The following is an 8,663-nucleotide window of genomic DNA, read 5'->3' on the forward strand; positions in this document are numbered from 1 at the left end:
TTTAGAGTTTTTAATTTATAATAAACCTATTTTCATCAAGTTCTTTAATTACAGTTTGTACTTCAGTAAGGTGTAAATCTTTGTATATTGCGTGATTTGCTACTAAAAATGCGTTTCTACATAGCGGATATTACAAATTAATAATTTTTAGCTAAAATAATAACTAAATACTACAGTTATTTGTTGAGTGATTTAAATAGAAAGTGTTATGATATGTGAGGAATGTTTAAGACTAGGTACTAAAAAATGAGGGGTGAGACGTTGAAACTAAAGAAAGACAAACGTAGAGAAGCAATCAGGCAGCAAATTGATAGCAATCCCTTCATCACAGACCATGAACTAAGCGATTTATTTAATGTTAGTATTCAAACTATTCGTTTAGATCGTACTTTTTTAAACATCCCAGAATTAAGGAAACGCATTAAATTAGTTGCTGAAAAAAATTATGATCAAATAAGTTCAATTGAAGAACAAGAATTTATTGGTGATTTGATTCAAGTCAATCCAAACGACAAAGCGCAATCGATATTAGATATTACAACGGATTCTGTTTTTCATAAATCTGGAATTGCGCGTGGACATGTATTATTCGCCCAAGCCAATTCATTATGTGTTGCACTTATAAAGCAACCAACTGTTTTGACACATGAAAGCACTATTCAATTTATTGAAAAAGTTAAATTAAATGACACGGTAAGAGCGGAAGCACAAGTTGTAAATCAAACAACGAAACATTATTACGTCGAAGTAAAGTCATATGTTAAACATAAATTAGTTTTCAAAGGAAATTTTAAAATGTTTTATGATAAGCGAGGATAAAAATATGGTTAAATTAGCAATTGATATGATGGGTGGCGACAACGCGCCTGATATCGTATTAGAAGCAGTACAAAAGGCTGTTAAAGACTTTAAAGATCTAGAAATTATACTGTTTGGTGACGAAAAAAAGTATAATTTGAACCATGAACGAATCGAATTTAGACATTGCTCTGAAAAGATTGAAATGGAAGATGAGCCTGTTAGAGCGATTAAACGTAAGAAAGATAGCTCAATGGTAAAAATGGCTGAAGCTGTGAAATCTGGTGAGGCAGATGGATGTGTTTCAGCAGGTAATACTGGTGCTTTAATGTCAGCTGGTTTATTCATTGTTGGGCGTATTAAAGGTGTAGCTAGACCGGCTTTAGTAGTAACATTGCCAACGATAGATGGTAAAGGTTTTGTCTTTTTAGATGTTGGTGCAAACGCTGATGCTAAACCTGAACACTTATTACAGTATGCACAACTAGGGGATATTTATGCTCAAAAAATTAGAGGTATTAATAATCCGAAAATTTCTTTATTAAATATAGGGACTGAACCAGCAAAAGGTAATAGTTTAACGAAGAAATCTTATTCGCTATTAGATCAAGAAGACACATTAAATTTTGTTGGAAATATTGAAGCGAAAACATTAATGGATGGCGATACTGATGTTGTAGTTACAGATGGTTATACAGGAAACATGGTACTTAAAAATTTAGAAGGTACTGCAAAATCAATCGGTAAAATGTTAAAGGATACGATTATGAGTAGTACTAAAAATAAATTAGCAGGTGCGATATTGAAGAAAGATTTAGCAGAATTCGCGAAAAAAATGGATTACTCAGAATACGGTGGTTCAGTATTATTGGGATTAGAAGGTACTGTGGTAAAAGCACATGGTAGCTCAAATGCAAAAGCATTTTATTCTGCAATTAGACAAGCGAAAATCGCAGGCGAACAAAATATAGTTCGAACAATGAAAGAAACTGTAGGTGAATCAAATGAGTAAAACAGCAATTATATTTCCGGGACAAGGTGCCCAAAAAGTTGGTATGGCACAAGATTTATATAACATCAATGCACAAGCAACTGAAATTTTAAATTCAGCCGCGAATACCTTGGACTTTGATATATTAGAGACAATGTTTACTGATGAAAAAGGTAAGTTGGGTGAAACTGAAAATACGCAACCAGCTTTATTGACACATAGTTCAGCCTTATTAGCTGCACTTAAAAATTTGAATCCAGATTATACTATGGGACATAGTTTAGGTGAGTATTCAAGCTTAGTTGCAACTAATGTATTATCATTTGAAGATGCAGTTAAAATTGTTAGAAAACGCGGTCAATTAATGGCACAAGCATTTCCAACTGGTGTTGGTAGCATGGCTGCTGTGTTGGGCTTAGATTATAATGAAGTAGATAATATATGTAGGTCGTTATCAACAGAAGATAAGGTCATCGAACCAGCGAATATAAATTGTCCAGGACAAATTGTTGTTTCAGGACACAAAGAATTAATTGACGAACTTGTTGAAAAAGGTAAATCTTTAGGCGCAAAACGAGTGATGCCTCTTGCAGTTTCAGGGCCGTTCCATTCTTCGTTAATGAAAGTTATTGAAGATGACTTTTTAAATTATATTAATCAATTTGAATGGAACGATGCAAAGTTTCCTGTAGTTCAAAATGTAAACGCTCAAGGTGAGACGGATAAAGAAGTAATTAAATTGAATATGGTAAAACAATTATATTCACCAGTACAATTTATTAAATCGACTGAGTGGTTAATCAATCAAGGTGTTGATCATTTTATTGAGATAGGTCCTGGTAAAGTTTTATCTGGCTTAATTAAAAAAATAAATAGAGATGTTAAGGTAACATCTATTCAAACTTTAGAAGATGTGAAAGGATGGAATGAAAATGACTAAAAGTGCTTTAGTAACAGGAGCATCAAGAGGGATTGGACGTAGTATTGCGTTACAATTAGCAGAAGAAGGATATAATGTAGCAGTAAACTACGCAGGCAGCAAAGAGAAAGCTGAAGCAGTGGTCGAAGAAATTAAAGCTAAAGGTGTAGATAGTTTTGCAATTCAAGCAAATGTTGCTGATGCTGATGAAGTGAAAGCAATGATTAAAGAAGTGGTGAGTCAATTTGGATCTTTAGATGTATTAGTAAATAATGCTGGTATTACGCGTGATAATTTATTGATGCGTATGAAAGAACAAGAGTGGGATGACGTTATTGACACGAACTTAAAAGGTGTATTTAATTGTATCCAAAAAGCAACACCTCAAATGTTAAGACAACGTAGTGGTGCAATTATTAACTTATCAAGTGTTGTTGGTGCTGTAGGTAATCCTGGACAAGCCAATTATGTTGCTACTAAAGCGGGGGTAATTGGATTAACAAAATCTGCAGCGCGCGAATTAGCGTCACGTGGTATTACAGTAAATGCTGTAGCACCTGGATTTATTGTTTCTGATATGACAGATGCATTAAGCGATGAGTTAAAAGAACAAATGCTTACACAAATTCCATTAGCTCGTTTCGGGCAAGATACTGATATTGCAAATACAGTTGCGTTCTTAGCATCAGATAAAGCGAAATATATTACTGGACAAACTATTCATGTAAATGGCGGTATGTACATGTAATGTATTTGAGCTATAGCCATTGATGCAGTAGCTGACTGGCCATCCAATGAGAATTGCCTGACCTAGTCAACTTTGCGTGGGGAATCTAAGTAACATAGGTAAGTTTCCAGAATTTCTCCCTAAGAAACAGTAATCATTGAAAAAGATAACTGGGTTGAGGAACACTTGAGCTAAAGCTCATGCATAAGAAACACTAATCAATAAATTGATAAGTGGATTTAGAGGAACACCTGAGCTAAAGCTCATGCATAAGAAACACTAATCAATAAATTGATAAGTGTTTCTAAATTTCTACTTGTTTTTTAGAATTTAAAATGGGAAAATATAATAGTCTATGTATAGGCATTTTTAAAGGAGGTGAATCGACGTGGAAAATTTCGATAAAGTAAAAGATATCATCGTTGACCGTTTAGGTGTAGACGCTGATAAAGTAACTGAAGATGCATCTTTCAAAGATGATTTAGGCGCTGACTCACTTGATATCGCTGAATTAGTAATGGAATTAGAAGACGAGTTTGGTACTGAAATTCCTGATGAAGAAGCTGAAAAAATCAACACTGTTGGTGATGCTGTTAAATTTATTAACAGTCTTGAAAAATAATAAATCTTACATCTGGGTCGTCAGTATTGTCGACTCAGTTTTTTTCTTTAATTATCAATAGTTTTAACGTAAAATTAAAGATGATTCGAGAGCAATACATAAAGGAGATAATGAAATGTCTAAACAAAAGAAAAGTGAGATAGTTAATCGTTTTAGAAAACGTTTTGATACTAAAATGACAGAATTAGGCTTTACTTATCATAATATTGATTTATACCAACAAGCATTTTCACATTCAAGTTTTATTAATGATTTTAATATGAATCGCTTAGATCACAACGAACGTTTAGAATTTTTGGGTGATGCGGTATTAGAATTGACGGTTTCACGATATTTATTTGATAAACACCCTAATTTACCAGAAGGGAATTTAACAAAAATGCGTGCCACTATTGTATGTGAGCCCTCACTTGTAATATTTGCGAATAAAATTGGATTAAACGAAATGATTTTACTTGGGAAAGGTGAAGAAAAAACTGGTGGACGTACACGACCATCATTAATTTCTGATGCATTTGAAGCATTTATAGGTGCCATGTACTTAGATCAAGGACTAGAAGTGGTTTGGCGCTTTGCTGAGAAAGTGATTTTCCCGCATGTAGAACAAAATGAACTATTAGGTGTTGTTGATTTTAAAACACAATTTCAAGAATATGTTCATCAACAAAATAAAGGTGATGTAACATATAACCTGATTAAAGAAGAAGGTCCTGCACACCATCGATTATTCACATCTGAAGTTATCTTGCAAGGACAAGCAATAGCTGAAGGTAAAGGGAAAACAAAAAAAGAATCAGAACAACGTGCTGCTGAAAGTGCATATAAACAATTAAAACAAATTAAATGATGAGTGGCTAGAAATAAAAAAGGGTTTATAAAAGAATTTTTTATATTTTATTGAACAACTGTGCTATAAATTTTACATAAGTGAATTAAAAATTATAGGTGTTCTATAAAATAGTGATAAGGAGTTAAGGATGGTTTATTTAAAATCAATAGACGCCATTGGATTTAAATCTTTTGCAGATCAAACGAATGTACAATTTGATAAAGGTGTTACTGCAATAGTTGGTCCAAATGGAAGTGGTAAAAGTAATATTACAGATGCCATTAAATGGGTATTAGGTGAACAATCAGCAAAATCGTTACGTGGTTCTAAAATGGAAGATATTATTTTTTCAGGAGCAGAACACCGTAAGGCCCAAAATTATGCTGAAGTACAATTAAGACTAGATAATCATTCTAAAAAGCTCAGCGTTGATGAAAAAGAAGTTGTAGTCACTAGAAGATTATATCGTAGCGGCGAAAGTGAGTACTACTTAAATAATGATCGTGCAAGGTTAAAAGATATTGCCGATTTATTTTTAGATTCTGGATTGGGGAAAGAAGCATACAGTATTATATCGCAAGGTAGGGTCGATGAGATACTTAATGCGAAACCAATTGATAGACGTCAAATTATTGAAGAGTCAGCTGGAGTGCTTAAATACAAAAAGCGTAAAGCTGAATCATTAAATAAATTAGATCAAACTGAGGATAATTTAACAAGGGTTGAAGATATTTTATACGATTTAGAAGGTCGTGTAGAACCACTTAAAGAAGAGGCAGCAGTTGCAAAAGAATATAAGACACTTTCACAACAAATGAAGCATAGTGATATTGTTGTAACAGTGCATGATATCGATCAATATACCAATGATAATCAACAATTAGATCAACGCTTAAATGATTTAAAAGGTCAACAAGCTGCAAAAGAAGCAGATAAAAAAAGTTTAGGTCAAAAAATCCAACAATATAAAAGTGAACGCCAGCAAATTGATAACGATGTAGAGTCAATGAACTATCAATTAGTAAAAGCAACTGAAGCTTTTGAAAAATACACTGGTCAGTTAAAAGTTTTGGAAGAGAGAAAGAAGAATCAATCTGAAACAAATGCTCGTTATGAAGAAGAACAAGAAAATTTAAATGAGCTTTTGGAAAATATAATAAATGAACAGACAGAGGCCAAAAGCGTTTTCGAAACTTTAAAAGAGAAACAAAAAGAACTAAATGGCATTATTCGTCAGTTAGAAAAACAGTTATATATTTCTGATGAAGCTCATGATGAAAAATTAGAAGAAATTAAAAACGAATACTACACTTTAATGTCTGAACAATCTGATGTTAACAATGATATTCGCTTTTTAAAACATACAATTGAAGAAAATGAAGCTAAAAAATCAAGACTTGATTCTCGACTAGTTGAAGTTTTTGAACAATTGAAAGAAATTCAGGGACAAATTGAAATAACGAAAAAGGAATATCAGAAAGTTAGCAAAGAATTAGCTAACGTTGATAAAGAAATTAAAGACATAGAGAAATCATTAACTGATACTAAAAAATCGCAAAATGAATATGAAGAAAAATTATATCAGGCGTATCGATATACTGAAAAAATGAAAATGCGAATTGATAGTTTAGCTGCACAAGAAGAGGAGTATACTTATTTCTTTAATGGTGTTAAACATATTTTAAAAGCTAAACATAAAGATTTGAAAGGTATTCATGGTGCAGTTGCTGAAATTATTGATGTTCCCTCAAAATTGACACAAGCAATAGAAACGGCGTTAGGTGCATCTTTGCAACATATTATTGTCGATACGGAAAAAGATGGACGTAGTGCTATTCAATTTTTAAAAGAACGTAACTTAGGCCGTGCAACATTTTTACCATTAAATGTAATACAAAGTAGAGTGATTGCAACGGAAATTAAATCAATTGCGAGTAATGCTGATGGATTTATTAGTATTGCTTCGGAAGCTGTGAATGTTGCTCCCGAATATCAAAGTATAATCGAAAATTTATTAGGAAATACAATTATTGTTGATCACTTAAAGCATGCAAATGAATTAGCTCGTGCAATTAAGTATCGAACGCGTATCGTCACACTTGAAGGTGACATTGTAAATCCAGGTGGTTCTATGACAGGTGGTGGAGCTCGAAAATCTAAGAGTATCTTGACTCAAAAAGATGAGCTGACTACTATGAGAAATCAATTAGAAGATTATTTACGTCAAACTGAGTCATTTGAACAACAATTTAAAGATTTAAAAGCCAAAAGCGACCAACTAAGTGAACAATATTTTGAAAGAAGTCAAAAACATAATGTTTTAAAAGAGCAAGTTCATCATTTAGAAATGGAACTTGATCGATTAACAACTCAAGAGACACAGATAAAGAATGATCATGAAGAGTTTGAATTTGAAAAAAATGATGGTTATACCAGTGACAAGAGTCGTCAAACTTTAAGTGAAAAAGAAGCGCAATTAGAAAATATTAAAGTATCATTAAAACGTTTAGAGGATGAAATTGAACGCTATACTAAACTTTCTAAGGAAGGTAAAGAAAGTGTATCAAAAACACAACAATCGCTACATCAAAAACAATCTGATTTAGCTGTTGTGAAAGAGCGAATTAAAGCACAACAACAAACAATTGAACGATTAAATAATCAACATCAACAAACAAAGCATCAACTAAAAGAAGTTAAAGAAAAAATTGCATTCTTCAATTCTGACGAAGTAATGGGAGAACAAGCTTTTCAAAATATTAAAGATCAAATTAATGGTCAACAAGAAACAAGAACACGTTTATCTGATGAATTAGACAAATTAAAACAGCAGCGTATTGACTTGAATGAACAAATTGACACTCAAGAAGCAATGTTGCAAGAATGTCATCAAGATATTTTATCGATAGAGAATCACTATCAAGATATTAAAGCTGAGCAATCAAAACTAGATGTCTTGACTAACCATGCAATGGATCATCTAAATGATGAATATCAATTAACAGTAGAACGTGCTAGAGTTGAATATGTAAGCGAAGAGTCGATTGATGCTTTGCGTAAAAAAGTAAAATTAATGAAGATGTCTATTGAAGAGCTAGGACCTGTGAATTTGAATGCGATTGAACAATTTGAAGAATTGAATGAACGCTATACATTTTTAAGCGAACAACGTACAGACCTTCGTAAAGCGAAAGAAACATTAGAACAAATCATTAATGAAATGGATCAAGAAGTTACGGAACGTTTTAAAGAAACATTCCATGCGATTCAAGGACATTTTACTACTGTTTTTAAACAATTGTTTGGTGGTGGCCAAGCAGAATTACAATTGACAGAATCTGATTATTTAACTGCGGGTATTGATATTGTAGTTCAGCCACCAGGTAAAAAATTACAGCATTTGTCATTATTAAGTGGCGGTGAACGTGCATTAACAGCAATAGCCCTTTTATTTGCTATTTTAAAAGTTAGATCTGCACCTTTTGTCATATTAGATGAAGTTGAAGCTGCATTGGATGAAGCTAACGTTATCAGATATGCGACATACTTAAATGAATTGTCAGATGAAACACAATTCATAGTTATTACACACCGTAAAGGGACGATGGAATTTGCTGATAGATTATATGGTGTAACAATGCAAGAATCAGGTGTAACTAAACTTGTTAGTGTGAATTTAAATACAATAGATGATGTGTTGAAGGAGGAGCAATCATGAGCTTTTTTAAACGCTTAAAAGATAAGTTTGCTACAAATAAAGAGAATGAAGAAATAAAA

8 protein-coding genes are annotated in these 8,663 nt (G+C 32.6%); all 8 read left to right on the top strand.

Features of this window, described 5'->3' with window-relative positions; all coding sequences use genetic code 11:
• Nucleotides 1-246 precede the first annotated feature (246 nt).
• Nucleotides 247-819 (top strand): transcription factor FapR, encoded by a 573-nt coding sequence (gene fapR, locus CD116_RS12925; RefSeq protein WP_078101704.1) that lies wholly within the window; start codon nt 247-249, stop codon nt 817-819.
• A 4-nt stretch (nt 820-823) separates the two neighbouring features.
• Entirely contained in the window at nt 824-1,810 is a 987-nt protein-coding gene (gene plsX / locus CD116_RS12930) for a phosphate acyltransferase PlsX (protein ID WP_047549539.1), read from the top strand.
• A complete protein-coding gene (fabD, locus tag CD116_RS12935; protein WP_047549535.1) occupies nt 1,803-2,729 on the top strand; it encodes an ACP S-malonyltransferase in 927 nt (308 codons plus the stop codon). Before plsX ends, fabD begins: the two co-directional genes overlap by 8 nt.
• A complete protein-coding gene (fabG, locus tag CD116_RS12940; protein ID WP_000167269.1) occupies nt 2,722-3,456 on the top strand; it encodes a 3-oxoacyl-[acyl-carrier-protein] reductase in 735 nt (244 codons plus the stop codon). Before fabD ends, fabG begins: the two co-directional genes overlap by 8 nt.
• Nucleotides 3,457-3,823: 367 nt before the next feature.
• Nucleotides 3,824-4,057 (top strand): acyl carrier protein, encoded by a 234-nt coding sequence (locus tag CD116_RS12950; protein WP_000426914.1) that lies wholly within the window; start codon nt 3,824-3,826, stop codon nt 4,055-4,057.
• Nucleotides 4,058-4,172: 115 nt separating this feature from the next.
• Nucleotides 4,173-4,904, top strand: a complete 732-nt coding sequence (gene rnc / locus CD116_RS12955) for a ribonuclease III (protein ID WP_047425119.1) — start codon at nt 4,173-4,175, stop codon at nt 4,902-4,904.
• A 130-nt stretch (nt 4,905-5,034) separates the two neighbouring features.
• Nucleotides 5,035-8,604: a chromosome segregation protein SMC gene (gene smc / locus CD116_RS12960; RefSeq protein ID WP_047549532.1), complete on the top strand. Its 3,570-nt coding sequence runs from the start codon at nt 5,035-5,037 to the stop codon at nt 8,602-8,604.
• Nucleotides 8,601-8,663, top strand: a 63-nt coding sequence (locus CD116_RS14040) for a hypothetical protein (protein WP_240625143.1), incomplete at its 3' end; no start/stop codon positions are given. The genes smc and CD116_RS14040, both read left to right, overlap by 4 nt.

It is taken from the genome of Staphylococcus schweitzeri, from assembly GCF_002902405.1.
GTDB classification, from domain to species: Bacteria; Bacillota; Bacilli; order Staphylococcales; family Staphylococcaceae; genus Staphylococcus; species Staphylococcus schweitzeri.

Bases quoted from the DNA above. Each gene is read 5' to 3' on its own strand.
- fapR (WP_078101704.1), top strand. From the start codon at position 247: ATGAGGGGTGAGACGTTGAAACTAAAGAAAGACAAACGTAGAGAAGCA.
- plsX (WP_047549539.1), top strand. From the start codon at position 824: ATGGTTAAATTAGCAATTGATATGATGGGTGGCGACAACGCGCCTGAT.
- fabD (WP_047549535.1), top strand. From the start codon at position 1,803: ATGAGTAAAACAGCAATTATATTTCCGGGACAAGGTGCCCAAAAAGTT.
- fabG (WP_000167269.1), top strand. From the start codon at position 2,722: ATGACTAAAAGTGCTTTAGTAACAGGAGCATCAAGAGGGATTGGACGT.
- rnc (WP_047425119.1), top strand. From the start codon at position 4,173: ATGTCTAAACAAAAGAAAAGTGAGATAGTTAATCGTTTTAGAAAACGT.
- smc (WP_047549532.1), top strand. From the start codon at position 5,035: ATGGTTTATTTAAAATCAATAGACGCCATTGGATTTAAATCTTTTGCA.